Annotated in this window: 15 protein-coding genes and 3 pseudogenes; 6 read left to right on the top strand and 12 right to left on the bottom strand. The window is 60.4% G+C overall.

Features of this window, described 5'->3' with window-relative positions; genetic code table 11:
• Nucleotides 1-48 precede the first annotated feature (48 nt).
• Nucleotides 49-183, bottom strand: a complete 135-nt coding sequence (locus Q1A87_RS17430; protein WP_299654157.1) for a hypothetical protein — start codon at nucleotides 181-183, stop codon at nucleotides 49-51.
• 228 nt (nucleotides 184-411) lie between these two features.
• On the opposite strand from Q1A87_RS17430, the gene Q1A87_RS17435 reads away from it, so the two are divergent.
• Nucleotides 412-2,322, top strand: a complete 1,911-nt coding sequence (locus tag Q1A87_RS17435) for a hypothetical protein (protein WP_299654160.1) — start codon at nucleotides 412-414, stop codon at nucleotides 2,320-2,322.
• A gap of 347 nt (nucleotides 2,323-2,669) precedes the next feature.
• Here the strand turns inward: Q1A87_RS17435 and Q1A87_RS17440 are convergent, their stop codons facing one another.
• The 10 genes from Q1A87_RS17440 to Q1A87_RS17485 form a co-directional block, all read right to left on the bottom strand.
• Nucleotides 2,670-3,665 (bottom strand): ABC transporter permease, encoded by a 996-nt coding sequence (locus Q1A87_RS17440; RefSeq protein ID WP_299654163.1) that lies wholly within the window; start codon nucleotides 3,663-3,665, stop codon nucleotides 2,670-2,672.
• Entirely contained in the window at nucleotides 3,662-6,109 is a 2,448-nt protein-coding gene (locus Q1A87_RS17445) for an ATP-binding cassette domain-containing protein (RefSeq protein WP_299654165.1), read from the bottom strand. Before Q1A87_RS17445 ends, Q1A87_RS17440 begins: the two co-directional genes overlap by 4 nt.
• Before the next feature lie 70 nt (nucleotides 6,110-6,179).
• Nucleotides 6,180-7,199: an ABC transporter substrate-binding protein gene (locus Q1A87_RS17450; protein ID WP_299654168.1), complete on the bottom strand. Its 1,020-nt coding sequence runs from the start codon at nucleotides 7,197-7,199 to the stop codon at nucleotides 6,180-6,182.
• Nucleotides 7,200-7,378: 179 nt separating this feature from the next.
• Complete coding sequence (locus Q1A87_RS17455; RefSeq protein ID WP_299654171.1) at nucleotides 7,379-8,224, bottom strand: phosphogluconate dehydrogenase C-terminal domain-containing protein; 846 nt, start codon at nucleotides 8,222-8,224, stop codon at nucleotides 7,379-7,381.
• A 46-nt stretch (nucleotides 8,225-8,270) separates the two neighbouring features.
• Nucleotides 8,271-9,650 (bottom strand): four-carbon acid sugar kinase family protein, encoded by a 1,380-nt coding sequence (locus Q1A87_RS17460; protein WP_299654173.1) that lies wholly within the window; start codon nucleotides 9,648-9,650, stop codon nucleotides 8,271-8,273.
• Nucleotides 9,647-10,918 carry a ribulose-bisphosphate carboxylase large subunit family protein gene (locus Q1A87_RS17465; RefSeq protein WP_299654176.1) on the bottom strand — a complete coding sequence of 424 codons (1,272 nt, stop codon included), beginning with the start codon at nucleotides 10,916-10,918 and terminating at the stop codon, nucleotides 9,647-9,649. Before Q1A87_RS17465 ends, Q1A87_RS17460 begins: the two co-directional genes overlap by 4 nt.
• Nucleotides 10,915-11,688 carry a transcriptional regulator NanR gene (gene nanR, locus Q1A87_RS17470; protein ID WP_299654179.1) on the bottom strand — a complete coding sequence of 258 codons (774 nt, stop codon included), beginning with the start codon at nucleotides 11,686-11,688 and terminating at the stop codon, nucleotides 10,915-10,917. Before nanR ends, Q1A87_RS17465 begins: the two co-directional genes overlap by 4 nt.
• The gene (locus Q1A87_RS17475; RefSeq protein ID WP_299654182.1) at nucleotides 11,688-12,953 is read right to left on the bottom strand and encodes a TRAP transporter large permease; all 1,266 of its coding nucleotides are present in this window, start codon (nucleotides 12,951-12,953) and stop codon (nucleotides 11,688-11,690) included. The genes nanR and Q1A87_RS17475 overlap by 1 nt, the downstream gene beginning before the upstream one ends.
• On the bottom strand, nucleotides 12,950-13,453 hold the full coding sequence (locus tag Q1A87_RS17480) for a TRAP transporter small permease (RefSeq protein WP_299654185.1): 504 nt from the start codon (nucleotides 13,451-13,453) through the stop codon (nucleotides 12,950-12,952). The genes Q1A87_RS17475 and Q1A87_RS17480 overlap by 4 nt, the downstream gene beginning before the upstream one ends.
• 70 nt (nucleotides 13,454-13,523) lie before the next feature.
• Nucleotides 13,524-14,495, bottom strand: a complete 972-nt coding sequence (locus Q1A87_RS17485; protein WP_299654188.1) for a TRAP transporter substrate-binding protein — start codon at nucleotides 14,493-14,495, stop codon at nucleotides 13,524-13,526.
• Between the two features lie 103 nt (nucleotides 14,496-14,598).
• Here Q1A87_RS17485 and Q1A87_RS17490 point away from each other — a divergent pair.
• A pseudogene (locus Q1A87_RS17490) lies at nucleotides 14,599-15,018 on the top strand (DDE-type integrase/transposase/recombinase); the annotation flags it as partial.
• Nucleotides 15,019-15,078: 60 nt separating this feature from the next.
• Nucleotides 15,079-16,253, top strand: a protein-coding gene (locus Q1A87_RS17495) for an IS3 family transposase (RefSeq protein ID WP_299654191.1) whose coding sequence is annotated in 2 segments (ribosomal slippage) — nucleotides 15,079-15,355 and nucleotides 15,355-16,253 — 1,176 coding nt in all. Because the reading frame shifts where the segments join, the coding sequence is not laid out codon by codon here.
• An 11-nt stretch (nucleotides 16,254-16,264) separates the two neighbouring features.
• On the opposite strand, the pseudogene Q1A87_RS17500 reads toward Q1A87_RS17495, so the two are convergent.
• A pseudogene (locus Q1A87_RS17500) lies at nucleotides 16,265-16,585 on the bottom strand (IS1595 family transposase); the annotation flags it as partial.
• On the opposite strand from Q1A87_RS17500, the pseudogene Q1A87_RS17505 reads away from it, so the two are divergent.
• The 3 genes and pseudogenes from Q1A87_RS17505 to Q1A87_RS17515 all read left to right on the top strand — a co-directional run.
• Nucleotides 16,586-16,708: pseudogene (locus Q1A87_RS17505) on the top strand (IS5/IS1182 family transposase); the annotation flags it as partial.
• 392 nt (nucleotides 16,709-17,100) lie between these two features.
• The gene (locus tag Q1A87_RS17510) at nucleotides 17,101-18,936 is read left to right on the top strand and encodes a hypothetical protein (protein WP_299654194.1); all 1,836 of its coding nucleotides are present in this window, start codon (nucleotides 17,101-17,103) and stop codon (nucleotides 18,934-18,936) included.
• Between the two features lie 350 nt (nucleotides 18,937-19,286).
• Nucleotides 19,287-19,606 (top strand): transposase (locus Q1A87_RS17515; RefSeq protein WP_299654197.1); only part of this gene is annotated, 320 nt, incomplete at its 3' end.

Genomic DNA, 19,606 nt, shown 5'->3' on the forward strand with positions numbered 1-19,606 from the left:
CTTGGTAGGCGATGTGGCCTTGCAGGTCTTCATCGCGCGAGATCCAGCTCAGGCAGCTTTACGCAAGAGCGTAATATCGGGCTCGAGTCCGGTGACCTCGGGAAGGGGCTTTCCGCTCATGCCGAACGTGTAGCCAAGGCGCACCTCGGTTTTGCAATAGCGCGCGTAGATCCTGGCCGCCATGTGTCTTGGTTTTCCAGAACCCAGGCGGATCTTTGGGCACATCGAAGGTGAGGGCGCGCCCTTCAGCCGAAGCGGCGCGTTGGGTCGCTCGAGGGCTGAAGATACTTACGGCACCAAGGCTTAATGAAACCCCGCAGACTGTGTGTAACAATGGACAGAGAGATTAGAATTTCTCAGATTGGGAAATCCGGAATGTGTAGTCGACGTGCGACAATAGCGGAAAGGCAGATGGTTACGATGAGCCTTGAACTATACGGAACGATGGATCTGCCGACGCCTTTGGAATGGTTCGACGTAGGGGACTGGCGCTTTGCCCTTGGTAACGGCGACGTTCGATATTTATCTTACCGGGGGCAGGAGGTTGTGCGCGCGATCGCCTTCCTTGCCCGCGATGCCAACTGGGGGGTTCATGCCATGACGGTCGGCAAACCCCGAGTTCTCCAAGAAGCGTCCAGTCTCCAGATAGAATGGTCCACGAAGATATACTCTGAAGATGCGCCTAAAATGCTGTGCGATTTCAGGGTGAAGGCCACGGGGAGGAGCGTGTCTCTTTCGATGGACGGAGCGGTTCACGCACCGCTGATCAGCGCGCGCACAGGTTTCGTCCTTTTGCATCCGATCATCGGGTTCTCCGGACGCCAGCTTGAAGTGCGGGGGACAGGTGAAACCGCGCTTTCAGGTACCGTTCCCGTGAAGGTCAGTCCTTGCCAGCCCTTCAAGGATATTCGCGGCCTCGATTTCGACCTCGAGGGCGAGAAAACACGGATAGAAATCGATCTTGCGGGGGAACATCCTTTCGAAATGGAGGATCAGCGCAACTGGACCGACGCATCTTTCAAGACGTACTACCGGCCTCTTGCGTTGGACAGGCCCTACAGCCTGACCCCCGGCGAACGCCTGAGCCAATCGATTACAGTCCGGGCGAGGGCACTCGAGGAGAGCGCGCCAAATGCGATCGTGTCAAAGCCGCAGGCCCTTGAGCTTACAGGACCCGCACCCATGCTTGGGCTCGTTTGGCTCGACGACGAAGACGCGCCGACCGATATCGCCACCCTGCGCATGCTCGGTTTACACCGGCTGACGGCGCAAATAGACCTGCGCCGCGACGACCCTTTGGTTCGGGTCCGCGCCGCCGCAGATCTGGCGGGTGATATTTCCCTGCCGCTCCATCTGCGTTTGGTGCTTCCGGATGAGGGAGACCAGAGCGAATTGCTGCACGCGATCGCCAATGAAGCCGGACCGGTGGAGTCGGTTCACGCTTTGCCCGCTGCTTTTTTGACAAGCTACCAGCCTGAAGGTCCGTGGCCTACTGGTCTGTCCTGCGCAGAGGCAGTGCAGGCGGTCCGACGGTTCTTTCCGCAAGCGCGAACGATTGAGGGCGTGCTGACCTTCTTTACCGAGCTTAATCGTTACCCGCCCCGCGCTGGCGGTGACACCGTCAGCTTCGGAACATCGGCAATCGTTCATGCCGCGGATGATCGATCTGTCATGGAAACGCTTGAGGCGCTGCCTTCCGTGTTTGAGACAGCAAAGGCGCTGGCCGGGGATCGCCCGATGGAAGTAGGCCTCGCCTCGATAGCGCTCTGGACCAACCCGTATGGCGAGGCACTGGTCGCCAACCCGAAGTGGGAGCGTCGACCTATGACCAATCGCGATCCACGTCTGCGGGCATTGTTCGGAGCGGCCTGGTTGCTGGGTTACCTGGCGCACGCAATACAGGCTGGAGTAGGCGCGGTCGGGGTAGGTACCTTGAATGGACCGATGGGGCTGCTTCCGAGCGCCGTCGAGGGCGAAGCGTGGCTCCAAGCTTTTCATGATGCGCGTCTGCGCCCGATCGCCCATGTGGCCAAGGCGGTCGCGGCCCTCCAGGGGCCGCTCGCGGCTACGGCTCCGATGTCAGCCGGAGATCTCGCCGTGGTCCGAGCGGGTGACAGGGCGCTTTTGGCGAATACAGGACCGGAACCATTGGTCGTTGACCGCGTCGAGCGCCGCATCATGGCCGCTCGTATTCTGGACGCCGAAAGCCTGAATGATGCGCTGAAAGACCCTGAGTGGCTGTCTTGTAATCCTGCCTTGGTTACGGAGCCTCTTGCGCTGCCTGGATACGCGATCGCCCTTGTTGAGCTCGAGCGGCCGTGATCGGCCAGTCCTTCGTGCTGCACCCGTTGAGCTGACGATCCAGCATGCGCAACTTTGCCTACGGGGGTGAGGTTGGCGGAGCCCTGCCCACCACGTCCCGCGCCGCCATCAGGCAAGCAGATCGGCTTAAGGGATCAGGGCTGTCGGGGACGGCTCTGATGATGTGACCGCTCTCCTCCGTCGCTGACCCACCTTGGCACATCAGATTCCGTCCGGGGGCGGTCACACCATCAAAGCTGTGTGAAGACCACCTGCGAATAACGGCATTGATTGTAGCTCCGCCGCTTTGTTCGGTGGACAAGTGGGCCTGCGTTTGAACCCCACAGCGAGCCTGATCTGCACCGTGATCATATCCTGTTCGGCAGGGACTTGGCTGAAACCCTGCCTCGGGACCGACGCAATTCACCCCCGGCCGCAAATCCTAATATCACGATGACCACGACACCCTGGACCATGTCCTGCACACCGCGAGGTAGACCCATAATTTGCATGATCGTCACCACGAGGATGAGCAAAATGCTTGCAAAGAATGTACCCAATGCTGTCGAGGATCCGCCAAAGATCAATGTGCCGCCGATGACGACTGCCGCGACCGATTGCAGCAAGTACGGTTGCCCCATCTCCAGAAAGGCACCGCCAACATAGGCGCCGAGCAAAAGCCCGTTAAATGCGGCAAGGCAAGAACTCGTGAGAAAAGCGCCAATTAGGACTCGGTTTACGCGAACGCCGGCGAGGCGCGCCGCGACCCTGTTTTGCCCTACCGCAGACAGCTTTCGCCCGTAGGCCGTAAAATGAAGTAGAAGAGCCGCAAGAATGACAGTCGAGATTGCGATCATTACCATGATCGGGACACCACCAACCCGCCCACTGGCAATCCATCGCAACGTGGGGCTTATCGCGGAGCCATTCAGCGAACTATTCGCAATCAAAGCCGCGGTGGCCAAAATGTATCCGGTTGCCAAAGTTGCGATAATCGCTGGAACTCGCAGTATGATTACAAGCATGGCATTGCATAATCCCACGCCAAGACCGATGCCCAAGGTCGCCAACAGTCCGAGCCAGATCAGGGCATCCTGTCCCTTGATGACGAGCAGTGCCACGTAGGCGCTGAGCGTGATCACGGACGCGATGGACAGGTCGATGTTGCCGCGCCCGGTGCTTACGACGATCATCTGCCCGAGGCCTGCCAGGGTCAGGAAGGAGGCCGACACAAGGATGCCCGAGAGGCTTGCGATGCTCCATCGGCCCGTGACGATGGATAAGATGATCCAAAGCACGATGACTCCCGCGGCAGACCATGACCATCGGTTCTTCTGCATAAGCCTCATCAGAGCATTATTCATTCTGCTTCCTCGCTGCGGCGGTTGGCGAAGTTCCGGAATGCCAGGATCGCCAGCAACAAGATGCCCTGAGTCGCGGCGTTGAGATCGCTCGCGATATTGAGCATGCCAAGAAGTGCCCCGATCAGCGAGAGGGTGATCGCGCCCACCACCACGCCCAGGGGCGAAATGATGCCACCCAACAGTGCGCAGCCGCCCATCACCACCGCGGCAACACTGAGGAGAGTGTAGGAGTTGCCGGAATTGATGTCGCTGGCAGTGTTGATCGCTGTCAGCAGCAGCCCAGCCGATGCGGCAAAAAACGCAGCCAAAAGATAACGAAGAAGGGCATATCGTACCGGCGACCATCCACTCAGCGCCATCGCGGCAGCATTATTGCCGAAGCCACGCAGCACGACGCCGAGTGGCGTACGATCGATGGCATAGGCAACCGCCGCGATCCCGGCCAGCAAGACGATAGGTGTCGGAACGCCCGGCACTTTCCAGCCGATAGTCGCGCTCAGCCATGACGGCGCAGAGCCACCCGGTGTCGGTTGTATCGAGAAGCCGATACCAAGCCAGATGAACGAGGCGCCAAGGGTGACGACGATCGCCGGTATCTCACGCAGCTGGATCAGGCCGCCAAGGCTTGCGTAAGCCACGATGGCGGCCCCGATCGCCAGAACGCCCATTGCCGGATCTGTTGCAAGCAGTGTCGCGGAAAGAACGCTGACGAGCCCTGCGAATGCTCCCACACCGAGATCGATTTCGCTCCCGCCGATTATGAACATCTGCGCTATGGCAACCAGGGCAAGAACCACAGCGGGCATCAGCAACAGCTCAAGTCCGAATGCAGTCGCCGTCATAGGGTTTGCGTTGAACATCAAGCCCAGCACCACGGCCAGACTGACATAGGGCATCGCCATTGCTGCCAGCGACGCCAGCCGGCCGTCCTGCCGGTTGTCGCTCTTGTTCTCAGTCCTCCCGGTATCTGCGAAGGAGAACTGCAAGATGGATGCTTCCGAGATCTCATCGCCCTCGAGGTCGGCTACGATCTGCCCGCCAGCAAAGACCAGAACCCGGTCCGCCGCCATCAGCTCGGCATCCTCTGTGGTATACCAAACAAGAGTCCGGCCCGCGTCCGCGATCTCGCCCGCCAAGCGGTAAAAATCCTGCTTCGTGGCAATGTCCACGCCGCGCGTGGGATCATCCAGGAGAATGATCGGAGCATCATTGGCCAGCGCCCGGGCGACCAGTGCTTTTTGCTGATTGCCTCCGCTGAGTTCCGTTATCCCCGACGTCAGCCTGTCGCTGTCAAGACGCAGCGCCTTGGCCGGACCTTGCGCCGCTTCCGCCTCGACCGTATCCAATACACTGCTGAAGGATCGGCGACGCGCGACCCGCCCGATACTGACGTTCCCAAGGACCGACCAGAGTGGAAAGATTCCTTCCTTTTGCCGGTCCCCGGCGACGAAACTTGTTTCGCTGGTCAGCGACACATCCTTGTCGCCCGAGAAGATTCCGTGGAGCAGCTCACGCTGCCCACTGCCTTCCAACCCTGCGAGACCGACGATCTGACCCTGTCTCAGTTCAATCTCTGTCTGCGCACCCGCGACCCACCTTCCTCCTACGCGGATCGCGACTTTCCCTTGTCCGCTTCGCATCCGGGTGGAGCGTGCCTGCGTGGCATCGCTACCACCCATCAGACCGATCAGGTGCCCAACGGTCGTTTCTTCCACGTCGCCGCGCCAGACCAGTCGGCCGTTACGCAACACCGAAACGCTCGTGGCGATGTCAACGATCTCGCTCAGCTTATGGCTGATGAAGATGAACGCCATGCCTTCGGCCGTTTTCCGATGGATGAAGGCTCGAAGCTGCTTCGATTTGTCAGCGTTCAGCGACGACGTAGGTTCGTCCAGAATGATGAGACGTACCCCGGGAGTTGCAACAGCGCGGGCAATCTCGACCATCTGGCGTTCACCGATGGATAGGCGCGCCATCCGAGCGTCGACATTCAGGCGATGATCCGGAAATACCGCATCGAGCGCCGCGGTTGCGCGCTGTCGAAATACTCCACGCCAAGCCGGATGCAGCCGCGCTGCTCCCGGCACCTCGACGAAGAAGTTCTCGGCAACAGTAAGGTTTGTGCACAGCGAAAGCTCCTGATGCACCATTCTTACGCCCTGAGCCTGCGCCGCAGCTGCGTTATACCGCTCCGCATGCAGATCGCTTGCCGCGATGACGCCACCCGTCGGCTCTATCACACCACACAGGATCTTCATCAGCGTGGACTTGCCCGCACCGTTGCCGCCAACCAGTCCGATTACCTCACCCGGACGAACATCGAGATCGATGTCGACGTTTGCCTGAGTCGGTCCATAGGACTTGGAAATGCCCTGCAATGATATGATGGGAGACACAGGGCCCGCCACGACATTGCGCGGATCTGCGAGGTCTTGTTTTGACATATAAAGTCCCGCACCTGGGTGTGTGCCGGGCCCGAAGGCCCGGCTACATGATCGGCGCCACGACCAGTTGTCAGTCGGTCAGCAGGTTTTCCTGCACCCACTCGAGCGAATAGCTCGGGCTGATGATCTCGCCGGACGGGAGGTCCGCGTACTCCGTCAGGTTTTCGTCATCCACGGTGGCCACTGGCATGATCATTTCGCGCGGTGCTTCGGCCCCCTGCAACAGCGAGACACCAAGCCATAGCACGGCACCACCGATCCCTGGCGTCGTGTTCATCGAGATAGTGTTGTATCCGGTGCGCGCGTTCTCTTCCGCCCACCATTTAACGAAGTCGGTGCCGCCGCCGCCTTCAATGATCGGCATGTCATCGGCGTATTCACCGCCGTATTGCACAAAAGCCTGCGCGATCCCCATGTCGTCACTGCCGCCCTGAGCGAGCACTGCATCCACCTTGGGAAGGCTTGGCAGCACGTTCGTGATGGCGCTCTGCGCGACGGCGGCAGTCGCCTGTCCGTACACTTCGGCAACGACCTCGACGTCGGGATATTTTTCCAGAACCGACTGTTGCGCACTGTACATCGCCTCATCCGGAGCCGATCCGGCCACACCGCGCACGACGAGCACATTCCCGCTGCCACCGATCATCTGCATGACCGCCTCAGCCTGTTGGGCCTTGTACCCGAGAAAATCGAAGTTGAGTTGATAGTTGCAGGGCGCCGATGCAATGGAATCGAAGCTGATGACGATGATCCCGGCTTCGCAGGCCCTCTCGATTATTCCGTTCACCGCAGTTTCAGAGGCAGCGTTGATTGCTATCACGTCGACGCCACGCAGGATCAGCTCGGCCATCTGGCTGTTCTGCTGCACCACGCTGCCGTCGCCGTTCATTACCACATAGTCTGCGATCGCGCCGGAAGCCTTGGCCTGCTCCGCGGCATCTTCGAATGCCGTGACCATCTGTTGGCGCCAGGTATTTCCGTAAAACGAATTTGACAGTGCGATCACCGGCGCTTCCGGACTGGCTGTCGCTGGCACCGACGTAGAAAAGGCCAAAGCGAGCGCTGCCCCCGTACCTGTAATCTTGTCCATGTTCATCCTCCCAAATGTAACAACGAAGTATCTTATACAGCCATAACCTTATACAGTCATCATACCAATGCACGGTGGCCTACAGACATTCCCGTAGGCAGTAGTCGCGGCCCGGAAATGACTCCGACCATTGGGGGCCGGAGAAACCCAATTTCCGGACCATTCGCGACGTCCATCGGTTACGCGGCGGTTTTGCAGATATCCTTGACGGACTTCATGACCGCTTCCTCGGAGAAAACACGGTCGAGCCAGCCTTCGCGGAAAATCATTGGCCTCGCCTCCTTGATTGCGTGCAATGCGCCATCAGAGAAGCGTCCTTCCGGGAAGACTTCGAAAGCAATCGCCAATTCGATCGTAAGGTGACCAAGCATGAAGTCAAAAGCTGCATCCCTCGGCACGCCACGACGGATCGCTTCGTCCGTTGCCTCCCGCAGCGCAAGGCACATCGTTGCCCCGACCGTCTCGGACATCGCGGGCTCCATGATCGCAATCTGCTCGACGGTGCAGCGATGCGAACGGATAACCGGACCGTAGATCGTTTTCGCCACTTCATTACACAGCGCATAGTGTTCTTCGGGTCCCTGCATCAGCGCGCAGACAATCGACTGCTTCGCTTTTACGCCGCCGAAGAAATCACGCTTCGCATCGCTGTCGACTTCATCGTTGAAGATTGGCGGGTGGCATGGATGAGTAACGAAGTAGGAGATATCGTCTCTGTCTGGCAGCTGTCCGGCGTGTGGCGCCGCAGCGTCGAGAACGATCAAAGCGGTACCGCTTTCAACCAAGGGTACGATCTCCTGTGCAATCTTGCCAATAAGTGCATCGGGAACCGCCATCACGACGACCGCGGCACCGTGCAGCGCATCATCGAGTGACACGCATTCGGCGCCGGTCGACGTTTTCAGGCGTTCGCGACCCTCCTCCGAAACTTCCACGTGATCGACGCTGAAGGCCGAGTTCTTCAGGTTCGTCGCAAGACGAACGCCCATTTTCCCGCCTGCACCGAGCAAAGCAATCTTGGTCATGGTCTTCTCCTCTGATCGTTATGGTAAAGCGGCCGCCCAGGTTGCATCATTTGCCATTCCTGACACGGCCAAAGAAATCCCGGTCACCCATCTGGCCTCCCTTGAGGGTAAGCTCGAGTCCGTCTCTCGAGGGCTCGTCCGAACGGGCACGAAAGAGCGCAGCGCCAGGCGCCAACGGAGCAATTGCCTCGAGTGCGAAGATCCCCAGCGCTTTGGCGGCATAGCCGGAGCTGTCACCGCCAGAAATCAATGCTCTCCCGGTTCCGGTTTGACGCAGAACGGTATCTACCATGCGTCCGAGGCCGTCGCCGATCCGGGCGCTGAGAACTTCGGTATCAACTCCGGCACGCATCGCGGTTTCCGAAGCCTTGGATATAGCCGGATCGTCCGGTCCGCGCGCCGTCGCCATGATCGGATCGCGCCCCTTGCCGATCAGGCCTGCCGCCAAGCTGGCTGCGCGAGCGATCTCCTTCTCCCATATCGCAGGATCGACGGCTTTGGATGCGTCGACATCGACAATGCTGAAGTCGTGCTCGGCCGCCCATTGGAGCTGGCTGTCTGTAACCGGAGAGCAGGAGCCCGACGCAGCGACCACCCTGCTTGAACGCGCCCCTTGGGGCGGCGGTGGGTCGGCTGGGATCAGACCGATGTCGCGCCAGTGTGCTGCCAAGGCATATTCGAGGCCTTGTGAGCCGACCGCGAAGATGCCCTCACCGCGGCGCTCCCAGACGAGTGCGCCAGCAGCCCGCAGTGTCTCGTCGTCGATGACGTCCAGAACGACGATCTGGCGCCCCGCAGCCATCTCCTTGTCCAGAAATGTTCCAGCGTTTCCAGTGTGCAGTGCCAGGATGTCGATCAGTCCCAGCGGCTGCTCGGTCTGACGCTGAAGATGGCGTCGGACGTCGGCCTCGTTCATTGGCGTCACCGGATGACGGCTCATCGTGGGATGTCTGTCGAGGCGATGCGGGATACCATCTACGATCGCGAAAAGATTACCAAAAACCTGATATCGAGCGATGGCGGGGGCAGCTATAACGACCGGCGTCCACGCGCTATCGAGGATCGACCTGCCGATATCTATCGCCTTCCCGATCGAACCGATCTGCGGCGCAGAGTCCAGGGTTGAACAGACTTTGTAATGCGTGATGGGGGCGCCGAGCGAGGCGAGGGCCTCGAAGACCGCCGGAAGCTCTCGTTCCATCCACTGGGGGCCGTGGGCGCGCGCCACACCGGCAATGCCGATGCCGCGTCGGTCACGAAAGCGGGCAAGCTGTTCCGCCGTCGGCGTCTCAAGGAACAGCACTGAAGGCAGGCCAGCGAAGGTAAGGACTTCGGCAACGGCGCTCGAGCCGGTGAAGTCATCGCCATACCAGGCAACCAGTGGCCCCTCGGCCGGCAGGCTGTTCTTTTCGAATATCTCGCTCATGCCCGGTTCTGCTCAAGCGCCCGCGCAAGCGCGTCGTCCTCGGCTGCGCGCTCTTCGAGTGGCACTCCGGCGATGGCTGCGTCCCAAGCCGCGCGCAGGCTCGCGACACCGCCTGCCGGTCCATTCTTGTGCCCCATGACGCCGCCGCCGGCAGCAAAGATCAAATCCGTCGATTTTAGTCGATCATAGGTCTCGGGCGCTTGCTTGGCCGACTGGCCCGAAGAGAAAACAGGCATCGCGACGCATGGCTTGTGCGACCACATGGGCGTCAGGCAGGCCTTGGCAGAGGCAATGACGCTCTCGTCATTCTCGCAGAACTTGTTCGAGAGCCCGTTAACATGCATGTGGTCGGCCCCGGCCAGGCGCCAGGGCTTCTGCCAGGCGACATAGGACCAGCCCAGCAAAGGATGTCGGCTGAGGCTCCCCCAGCCGTTGCGATGTGCGTGTATGGGGAGCTGGGAATGGCGCCCCAATTCGATCATTCCCACCATGCCGACGGCGTTGAGACTTGCCATGACGCACGTGCCGCCCAGCTCCTGAACAAGATCGTGGCGCTTGCGCATCTGGTCCAGATCTCCGGTGATGTTGAAGGCGAACATCACCTTTTTCCCGGTCCGCTCCGCATGTTCGTTCACCACCTGCATCACCGCGCGCGCCCGTTCCTCGAACGGACATCTCGAGCCATCCGACTGGAGCTCGTCGTCCTTAATGAAGTCGATACCAGCTTCCGCGAGGGTGTGGACCATATCCGCCGTCTCCTCCGCCGTGTATCCGATGCTTGGTTTGATGATCGTGCCGATCAAGGGGCGATCAGCGACCTTGCTAAGTCGGCGCGTGCCTTCAACACCGAACTTCGGGCCGGGATAAGCATCTGCGTACGCCGTCGGCAGCCGCAAGTCCTCGATCCGCAGGCCCGAAAATTGACGCAACTCGTACAAGTTACCGGCAATGGTCGCGATCAGGTTGGGCAGCGAAGGACCGATGTTGTCCAGCGGCCAAGACAGTGTGACCCGCGCGCGGTGGATGCGCCCATCCCAGTCTGCCGGTTGGGCTGCTCCCGGAAGCGAGGCAGAGGGCGCATCCTCCAGCTCTTCCAGATGCTCGATGCGCGCCGCCGACCGTTCCTTGAGCTCCGGCGTTTCGCCGGGGACCGGGAGGAACGTGCCGCTTGACTGTTCGCCAGCCATCGCTTCGGCCGCTTGGAGCGGCGCGAATGCTGTTTCGATCACATAGTCGGCTTCGATACGCGTGGGGGGTGTCGCGATCATTTGTCTGCTCCGTTGCGGTGCTCGGTCTGCGCAAAATGAAGGTAGAGACTGTTGGCGCGGCTAAGGTGATCGTGCATGGCATGACCGGCCTCTTCAGGGTTGTTGTCTCGAATAGCAGCCAGAATCCGGGCATGCTCTTCGAGCGTCAGGGCTTCCGCGCCCGGCACGCGCACGAGCTGGCCATAATATTCTCCAAGCCAGTCGAACATTGCTTCGATCAGTGCCGGATAGATCGGGTTGCCAGTCATCCGCGCGATCTCGCGATGAAATGTCATGTCACGCCGTACGAAAACGTCGAGTTCGTTGAGCGCTTCGACATGCGCTGCGTGCGCGGCCTCGAGAGCTTCGATGCCGGCTTCCCGGACCCGTTCAGCCGCTTGGCGGGCAATGCCGACCTCGAGGAAGAGGCGTGCATCCTTCAGATGGTCAAGCATCGCCGGGTCCATCGAGAGGACGTGCCGTGCACCGCTCGCAATCTGGTTGATCAGCATGTTGGCAGTCGGGACCGTTATACGCGCACGCTCACCGTGAGAGATGACGACGATTCCTGCGCGTTCGAGACCCTGGAGCGCTTCGCGCACCGACGGACGGCCGACACCGTACATGCTCATCAGCTCTCGCTCGGATGGCAGATGCTCCCCCGGGCCGAACTCGCCGGCGCTGATCCGGGCGACCAGCCGGGAATGCACTTCGTCGGCCAGCTTTCGGCGCGGGATTGGGAGAGTTTCAGAGCCCAACTTCTGAAGCTCGTTCGTGTGTTTCATCGACATCAACGCATGACCCTCGGCAGCCAGAGCGCAACATCCGGGACGAAAATAATCAGTACGAGAACCGCGAGCAGCGCGAAGAAGAAGGGAACGACTGCGCGCGACGCCTCCGTGATCCCTATTTCGGCAATCGAACTTGCGACGAACAGACAAATGCCCACAGGTGGCGTGACGAGCCCGATTGCCAGAGCGACGATAGTAATGACCCCAAAATGCACCGGGTCGACGCCGAACTCTTGCACAACTGGATAGAGCACCGGAACCAGGATGATAATGTTGGCTCCGAGGTCCAGAATGGCACCCGCCACAAGGTAGAGCAGAACGATGAGAAACAGGAGCAACATCGGGCTTTCAGTCATCCCTGAGATCAGGCTGGCAGCATCGGCAGGCACCTGCTCGCGCGTCAGGACCAGTCCATAGAGCGAGGCGGCGGCCACCATGATCATGACTGCTCCGGTCGTGACAGCAGTTTCTATCGCACTGGCGACGATCTCCGGCCATCGGAGCCTGCGGGTCACCATGCCGAGAAGAAGTGCATAGGCGACAGCCAGGACAGCTGCCTCCGTTGGCGTCACCACTCCCGTCAGGATGCCACCGATTATGATTACCGGCGTCAGAAGCGCAGGAAGGCCCACAATGAACGTCCGGCCAACCCGAGGCCAATTGAAGCTGGTGACGGGAACATTGCTGTTCCTCAGCAACAGCCAGGTCGTGAACATCAGTACCAAGCCTACGATGATCCCCGGCACGATGCCGGCGAGGAAAAGCTGGCCAAGAGAAACGCCCGTCACGACCGCAAAAAGGATCATCGGTATGCTCGGCGGTATCATCACGCCAATTGTCGACGAGGATGCGGTGACAGCCGCGGTCAGGCCGCGATCGAAGCCCCTTTCGAGCATCGGACGGATCATGATGGACCCGACCGCGGATGTATCCGCCACGGCAGCGCCGGTGATGCCACCGAAAAACATGCTTGTCGCGATATTGACCTGGGCCAACCCGCCGCGGATAAACCCTACCAGCGCCTCGGCGAAATCGAAGATCGCCTGCGCCATGCCGCCCCGGCTCATCAGCGCCCCGGCGAAGATGAACAGCGGGATTGCCAGAAGCACAAAGCTGTCCGCCGCTGTTGTCATTCGCTGGACCACAAGCGCCATTGGGACGCCGCCATAGGCGAGCGACGCCATGCTCGCGGCCAGCAGCGCAAAACCAACCGGCACGTTCAGGACGAGCAGGACAATCAGCATCAGCACAAGAATTGTGATCATGCCTGCCCTCCGACACGCACCTTCAGCGCTTCTTCAAGCCATCCCAGGAAAATATCGACAATGACGAGAATAGCGCCGACCAGGAAGGCCGAGTAGACGTAGATCATCGGCAAACCCATCACGGCCGAACCCTGGTTCAGGGAGATCGACACGAGCCTGCCACTTGTCCCGACAGCCCAAATCAGCGTGATCAGGATGATTGTCTGGGACGATAACTCGAGCACCTTGCCAACGGATGGACCCACCATGTAGGGCAGCATGTCGAGGCCGAGATGCGCACCCTTCCGATAGGCGAGATAGAGCCCGAGGAACGAGATCCATACGAAGATGTATCTCGCGAGTTCCTCGGACCAGCGCAGTGGTGCATTGAAACCGTATCGCAGAATCACCTGCATCAGGGTGATGCCGACCATTGTGAAGACGAGTGCGACCAGACACGCAGTGGCTCCCCGTTGAAGCGCACCCCGCGTGCCGGATATCATCCGGATTGTTCCGAGCATGGATCTCTATCCGCCTGAGGTTCGATCGAACGGCCCGCGCCAAGCGGGCCGACCGCGATGTGACGGCTACCTATTCGGTATCGAGAATCGATTGGACGAGCTCTTCGCCGAACTGGGACGAGTACTTCTCGTAGACAGGAGTCATCGCCTCTTGGAACGGTGAGGTATCGATTTCGACGACTTCCATTCCCTCATCTTTCAGGAGCGCCATTTGTTCCGCTTCCAGCTCGGCGCTTTTTTCGCGTTGAAACTGGGTCGCTTCCTGTGCGGCGGCGCGAATAATCTGTCGGTACTCCTCGGGCAATTGCTCAAGGGAAGCCGTGCTCGCGAGAAAGACATGCGGTCCGTAAACGTGCTGGGTCAGAACAACCCGATCCTGCACTTCCCAAAGCTGATTTGTGTAGATTACCGTGATCGGGTTTTCCTGTGCGTCGATCACGCCCTGCTCGAGGCTGGTGTAGACCTCGCCCCAGACCATCGGCATTGGGTTTGCACCTAATGCCGCAAAGGCATCCATGTGGACCTGGTTTTCCATTGTCCGCAGCCGGACTCCCTCGAGATCGGTCGGCTCGGTGACTTCCTTGTCGATCGTCAAGTGACGCCAGCCATTCTCCCAAATGGCCAGACCGGTAATACCTTGCGCGTCGAAGTTATCCAGCAGCGACTGGCCAACTTCTCCATCAAAGACGGCGTAGGCGTGCTCGCTGTCCCGAAATAGAAACGGCATGTCGAGCACGTTGATTTCAGGAGAAAAGCCCCCCAGCGGTCCGGTCGAAACGACTGCCATATCGACCGTACCCAGTTGCAAGCCCTCGACCATTTCACGCTCTTCGCCGAGCTGACGGTTCGGATAAACCTCGACCTCCACCGCCCCGTCCGTACGCTCGGCCACAAGTTCTGCAAAATGCTCGAGACCAAACTGAGTCGGGTGCTGCTCCTGTGCCCCATGGCCAGCGCGCAAAGTGTATTCTTGAGCATTCACGCTGCCTGCGACGACCAGGGCCAACAAGGAAACAGCGGAAACATTCTTGTAGAATCGCATGATTATTCTCCCATCGAGAGCGCACTCCTCACACTCACAAGGTCATCATACCAGTTGAGTCTTTTTCCGCAAGTTGGTAATGGATCGCGGGCCGGCCTCGCCCTACCTCGCCGTCATGCTCGAGCTGCATTCCCGGCGCGTCATCGGCTGGGCGGTCAGCAATCGCCTGAAGAAGGATTCGGCGATCCGGGCGCTGAACATGGTCATTGCCCTGCGATGGCCACCAAAAGGCTGCATCCAGCATAGCGATCGCGGCAGCCAAGGCGGCTCCCACGACTATCAGAAGGTCCTTCGCCAGCATGGGCTGAAACCGTCAATGAGTAGCAAAGGAAACTGCTACGATAACGCCGTCTTCGAGACGTTCTTCAAAACCCTTAAAGCCGAGCTGATTTGAAGGCGGTCTTGGCCGACACGGCGAAGCGTCGAGCTGGCCCTTTTCGAGTATATCAACGGCCTCTACAATCCGCAGCGTCGTCGTTCAGCCCTCCGCTGGAAAAGCCCCTTGTCCTTCGAACGGAAGTGATCCTGCCCCGTTCGAGTGGACACCCATGATAGGCTTTCGAGCCAACACGAGGAGTGTCCGATGGAGAGGAAGAAACGCCGGTATTTCCCGGATGAGTTCAAGCGCCAGGCGGTCGAGCGGGCAGATACGTCTGGACTGTCGGTGATGGATGTTGCCGCCGAGCTCGGCATTCACGAGACCCAGCTGCGCCGATGGATGCGTCAGTTCGGTAGATCGGGGACGGGGCCTGCGTGGCGCCCCATCACGCAGGCGCAGGGTCCGTCCCCGGCCGACCTGGCTGCGGAGAACGCGCGATTGAAACGGGAGCTTCAGAGGGCAAAAACAGAGCGCGATATCCTAAAAAAAGCCGCGCTCATCTTCGGAGCGGCCACCCGATGACGTTCGGGTTCGTCGATGAGCACCGCCACCTCTGGCCCGTTCGCACGATCTGTGCCGTGCTCGGCGTCTCCGTCAGCGGCTACTACGCTTGGCGGGGCCGGCCGGAAAGCCGCCGCAGCATTGAGAACCGGGCCCTTCTCAGCGATATCCGCTGCGCTCACGCGGAAAGCGGCGGGTGCTACGGCGCACCGCGCGTCCATGCCGTTCTGCGTGCTGCCGGCCGGTGCGTGGGGCGCCACCGTATCGCGCGCCTGATGCGCCTTGCCGGCCTGCGAGGACTGGCTGCGATTCCGCGCCGGGTGCGGACCACGGACAGCCGCCACGACTATCCGATCGCGCCAAACAGGCTGCACAGGCACTTCGCCGCGACCGCGCCGAACCAGGTCTGGCTCGCCGACCTGACCTATATCCGGACGGGCGAAGGCTGGCTGTTCCTTGCCGCGCTGATCGACATGCATACCCGCAAGGTTGTCGGCTGGAGCATGCGAGAGACCCTGCGTGCCTCGATCGCCCTCGAAGCACTCGAGATGGCCGTCAAACGCCAGCGACCGCCACCAGGTCTGATTCAGCATTCGGACCGCGGCATTCAATACGCCGTCGACGAGTATCGCCAAGCCCTTGTCGCCGCGAAGATAATCCAATCGATGAGCCGGAAGGGCAATTGCCTGGACAACGCACCTATGGAGAGCTTCTTCCACACGCTCGAAGTCGAGCGGGTTCATCACCGCGTCTACGCCACGCGGGACGAAGCGCGACGGGATCTCTTCGCCTACATCGAGGGCTTCTACAATTCACGGCGCCTCCATTCCGCGATAGGCTACCGTTCACCGGCCGACATGGAGCGCATGGCGGCATGACCCCGTCCACTTTCCCGGGGCAGGATCAATCTCGGCTTTCCGCACCCGTTCCCTGGTAGATTGCAGGCACCCGAAAGCGATTTCGGCGCCCCGCCAACGAATGCGTCGTCGATCTCGACAATGTCTGCCAACGGCAGGAGTTCGCCGTTTCTATCGTCCGTCACCTCTCGGATCGCGTGGCCCATTTTCCAGACAGTCTTCTGGTTCTTGCCAAGAAAGCGAGCCATGACCACCGACGAGATGCCCTTGCTCGATGTTAGCATGAGGAACATTGCGGAGATCCAGATACGAAGATCCAACTTGCTGGCGTGAAGAGGCGTCTTCGTTGACACCTGCTGGGGCAGAGCCTCCTGGCGCGCGACTTCGAACGTCAGGTCTCAGAACTCCAGATCCGCGCCGCCGCGCTGAACGGCTATACAGCGCTCGGCATACCCATCACAGAGCCCACCGGATGAATGCGTCTGGGGAAAGGGGAAGTTCGGGCTTCACGCAGTTCGCGCAAAAGAGCCCAGGTGACGGAGCAAACGTCCGATAGGCTGGGATGCAAGTGGTCTGGTTCTACGGAAATCATACAATCTGATTCATAGATGCGCGCCTTCCTTCAGAGAGATGTCGGCAAGCAAATGTGACGCTCGAGGGAATTTGGATTATGCTGGCTATGATGTCGCCGCCTCCCGGGCAAACGAGCAGGTTGAAGGCTGTCGGCGGTCAATCGACCGAACAGAAAAGAATAGCTCAGTCCGATTGGCGATCCGCTCGCTCGCGATGCGCGCCGTTTTCATGGCCGTCTTGCTTTTCGATATCCTCACCGTTTAGCGTCGTCCGTATTAAAGCGAGGAAATATTCAATGAAGCAATTTGCGAGAGTGGCCGTGATATCCCTTGCGCTTGTCGCGATCGGAACCGGCGAAGTCCTGTCCCAGGATGTCGAGGCCGCGGAGGAACAGGCCCGTTCCCTGCTGGTCGAGGCGATCCGGAACGCGCAGGAAGCACAAGGGGCGGAGGGGCTCGCGGAACGTCTCGCCGCGCTCGACGCTGCCGATGCGGCCCTGACCCGGATCGAGACGGAGTTCGCGACGACTGACACGGGCATCAAGCTGATCACGGGCGATACGTTCGGAGCGTTCGATCCGGCCAGCGTCAACACCGCGCTTGAGGCTGCGCGTACGGAGGCGGAAGTTGAAAATCGCACGACGGAGGCTTGCCGTGATGGGGTAACCCCCGCCTGTGTGATTGCTGAATTGGAGGCCGACGCAGGCGTCTCACCCGACGACAACGTGACGCCCTTCGTGGGGGTCGAGATCCTCGCCAGTGCCGACGGGCCGGACTGGGGCGCGTCGGCGATAAAGACAGCGGCGGGACTGGAGGCGAATGACGCGATCGCCATCTACAGTAGCCTATGGCTTACTGGCCGGCTGCCCGAGATGCTGTCGCTTTACGCCGCTCTTCCTGAATCCAGCGCTACACGACAGGAGTGGCCGAGTTACGGGGCCCTTCTCAACGGGATCGCCGAGCTGTACGGCATGAGCGATGAGCCTGCCACGCGGATCGGCCTCCGGCGCTTGATGGCCCAGGGCGAGGCGCCCGAACGTCTCGTGTTCGGCATCGGCGGACAGGAAGAAATCCAGGAACACATCGCCGCTCTGGACGACCCGGTCGCACGGATTCGCGAATTGATCGACAACGGAACGCTCGACGCGACGTCGAGACAGGCCGCCTTTGCCGCCGTCGCACTCGAGCGGGCGGGCCATAGCGATGCGGCGATGGACATTGCCCTCCCGGTCGATCCGGAATCGCAACATGGCGGTTTCGGGATCGTTCTCGCGGGCTTCTCGCCCGATACCGCAATCGACTACGCCGTGGAGCGGCATGCGCGCGGCGAAGTATGGTGCGATACGATTTTCTGGAAAGCGGTCCGGGCTTTGCCGACGGAGCGGGTGCCCGACCTCGCAGAGCGCTTGCCCGGCAATCCGCTTCTGAGCGGGTGCAACAACGTAGTCAGGGACGTGGCTCTGTCGGCTGGACTTGACGGCCGGCAGGATCTCCGGGACCTGGTAATGAAGACGCCTGAAGGGGACGATTCTTCGGCAAGAGGCGTCAGAAGCACCTTCATGGAATCCTACGATCTCGGCGCCCGGGTGGCGGATGAGGGTTCCGCCGAGGATATCCTCGGCGCCTTGGGCGTGCTCTCCGGTGATGCCACGGACGCAGTCCTTCCTGTCGTCATGGAAAATCTGGTCGAACGGGGACGACCAGACGTCGCTGGCGAGGTCGTTCGCGGGCTCGAGACCCTCGGATCGAGAAGCAGTCCGGGCCCGCTCGCTGCTGCCGCGGCAGCGGCCTATATCGGCGATCTCGATGCGGGTATCGAGATGATCCGCAACGGCGAGATCGAGTGGTACGAATACGAAATGATCACGAAAGCCTACCGTGCCCATCTCGACGCCGTACGCCGGGCTGACGAAGATGAAGAAATCGATGCGTCAGCCTTGGAGCGCCTGTTCGACGCGGTTCCCGACCCGGGTTTAGCCTTTGTTCCTGCCTATCAACTGGCCTTTCTCGACGACGAAGGGGCGTCCGGTCATCCGGAGATGGTTTACCGGGCGCTGCCATTCGCCGATCCGGAGCGTCGATCGGGCATCCTTCATTGGGTGTTGCCAGCGCTTCTGGTGCCGAACGAGTAGAAGCCGACTGCTCTTCGATGAGCGGTCGGGAAACAATTTCTCTGCTCGAAGGGATATTGGCTATACTGTCCGTGATGCAGCTGCTTTCTTTGATGGATAAGCGGGTTTCAGATCGTGTCCAAGCAACAAAGATGATCCGAGGAACATAGGCTATTTTGCGGGGATGCTCTGACGTGGACCGGTACAGATCGGCTTTGATGGTGTGACCGCCCCCCGACGGCATCGATGTGCCAAGGTGGGTTTGCTGTAATCCACGGGAGGGAGCGGTCATGTCGGAGATTATCACGGTCGGGCTCGATCTGGCGAAGAATGTGTTCCAGCTTCATGGAGCGGACGCGTCCGGTTGAGCGGTGCTACGGCGCAAATTGCGGCGCGGACAGGTGCTCGAGGTTCTGTCGAACCTTCCGTCTTGCACGGTGGCGATGGAAGCGTGTGGAGGCGCTCATCGCTGGGGCCGGGAGATCGGGAAGCTGGGCCACCGGGTTCGTCTGATCCCGCCGGCCTACGTGAAGCCGTTCGTGCGGCGGCAGAAGAACGACGCGGCTGACGCCGAAGCCATTTGCGAAGCGGCACAACGTCCGAACATGCGCTTTGTGCCGGTGAAGAGCGAGGAGAAGCAGGGCGCGGCCGCGGTGTTCCGCGTGCGCGAGCTACTGATCCGGCAACGCAC

The sequence above is a fragment of the uncultured Jannaschia sp. genome, assembly GCF_947494055.1.
Classification (GTDB): Bacteria; Pseudomonadota; Alphaproteobacteria; order Rhodobacterales; family Rhodobacteraceae; genus Jannaschia.

Coding starts and splice junctions, on each gene's coding strand:
- Q1A87_RS17430 (WP_299654157.1), bottom strand. CDS start 183: ATGGCGGCCAGGATCTACGCGCGCTATTGCAAAACCGAGGTGCGCCTT.
- Q1A87_RS17435 (WP_299654160.1), top strand. CDS start 412: ATGGTTACGATGAGCCTTGAACTATACGGAACGATGGATCTGCCGACG.
- Q1A87_RS17440 (WP_299654163.1), bottom strand. CDS start 3,665: ATGAATAATGCTCTGATGAGGCTTATGCAGAAGAACCGATGGTCATGG.
- Q1A87_RS17445 (WP_299654165.1), bottom strand. CDS start 6,109: ATGTCAAAACAAGACCTCGCAGATCCGCGCAATGTCGTGGCGGGCCCT.
- Q1A87_RS17450 (WP_299654168.1), bottom strand. CDS start 7,199: ATGGACAAGATTACAGGTACGGGGGCAGCGCTCGCTTTGGCCTTTTCT.
- Q1A87_RS17455 (WP_299654171.1), bottom strand. CDS start 8,224: ATGACCAAGATTGCTTTGCTCGGTGCAGGCGGGAAAATGGGCGTTCGT.
- Q1A87_RS17460 (WP_299654173.1), bottom strand. CDS start 9,650: ATGAGCGAGATATTCGAAAAGAACAGCCTGCCGGCCGAGGGGCCACTG.
- Q1A87_RS17465 (WP_299654176.1), bottom strand. CDS start 10,918: ATGATCGCGACACCCCCCACGCGTATCGAAGCCGACTATGTGATCGAA.
- nanR (WP_299654179.1), bottom strand. CDS start 11,688: ATGTCGATGAAACACACGAACGAGCTTCAGAAGTTGGGCTCTGAAACT.
- Q1A87_RS17475 (WP_299654182.1), bottom strand. CDS start 12,953: ATGATCACAATTCTTGTGCTGATGCTGATTGTCCTGCTCGTCCTGAAC.
- Q1A87_RS17480 (WP_299654185.1), bottom strand. CDS start 13,453: ATGCTCGGAACAATCCGGATGATATCCGGCACGCGGGGTGCGCTTCAA.
- Q1A87_RS17485 (WP_299654188.1), bottom strand. CDS start 14,495: ATGCGATTCTACAAGAATGTTTCCGCTGTTTCCTTGTTGGCCCTGGTC.
- Q1A87_RS17510 (WP_299654194.1), top strand. CDS start 17,101: ATGAAGCAATTTGCGAGAGTGGCCGTGATATCCCTTGCGCTTGTCGCG.